Source organism: Rhizobacter sp. P2_H2, assembly GCF_056403375.1.
Genome location: NZ_JBFUFP010001543.1, coordinates 1 through 925, shown reverse-complemented (window position 1 = coordinate 925; position 925 = coordinate 1). Strand labels below are relative to the sequence as shown.

Here is a 925-nt window from a genome sequence, read left to right as displayed (position 1 = left end):
CCCGGCACCCACATCGAGACCTACCAGGTCGGCTTCTCGCACGCCAACGAGCAGGCCGTGCCGGGCTCGTACCGCGTCGGGCTGAACAACGGCGTCAACGCCGAGCTCACGGTCACGAAGCGCACCGGTGCCGGCCGCTTCACCTGGCCGGCCACCAACGACGCGACGATGATCCTGAACATCGGCCGCAACGGCGTCGGCGCGCGCAGCGCGCAGCTGGAGATCGTCGGCACCGACTCGGTCCAGGGCTTCGTCGAGACCGGCGGCGTGTGCGGCGGCGGCGGCTACTTCGTCTACTTCCACGGCCAGTTCGACAAGCCGTTCGCCAGCTTCGGCACCTACCAGGGCGACACCGTGACCCCCGGCTCGCGCACCGCGGCGCGCGCGCAGAACAACGGCGGCTGGGTCAAGTTCGCCGGCGGCGGGCAGGTGAAGCTGCGCATCGGCGTCTCGTACGTCAGCACCGCGAACGCGAAGCTGAACATGCAGACCGAGAACCCGGCCTGGGATTTCGACGCGCTGAAGAGCGCCGCGCAGGCGACCTGGAACGCGACGCTGAACAAGGTGCAGGTGACCGGCGGCACGAGCGACGACCGCACCAAGTTCTACAGCGCGCTGTACCACTCGCTGCTGCACCCCAACCTGTTCAGCGACGTGAACGGCCAGTACATCGGCTTCGACAACAAGACCTACACCGCGACCGGCTGGGACAAGTACGCGACCTTCTCCGGCTGGGACATCTACCGCTCGCAGGTGCAGCTGATCGGCTGGCTCGCGCCGAAGGAGGCGAGCGACATGGCGCAGTCGATGGTGGTCGATGCCGAGAAAGGCGGCGGCGGCTACCCGAAGTGGCCCACCGCGAACGACGACACCTGCGTGATGGTGGGCGATGCCGGCGCGRTGATCGTCGCCAACCTGTACGCCG

At 68.3% G+C, this 925-nt stretch carries 1 protein-coding gene; it reads left to right on the top strand.

The genetic code is table 11. The annotated features are described in order from the left end of the window. Positions 1-925 (top strand): glycoside hydrolase domain-containing protein (locus tag AC1D15_RS34605; RefSeq protein ID WP_477829635.1); only part of this gene is annotated, 925 nt, incomplete at both ends.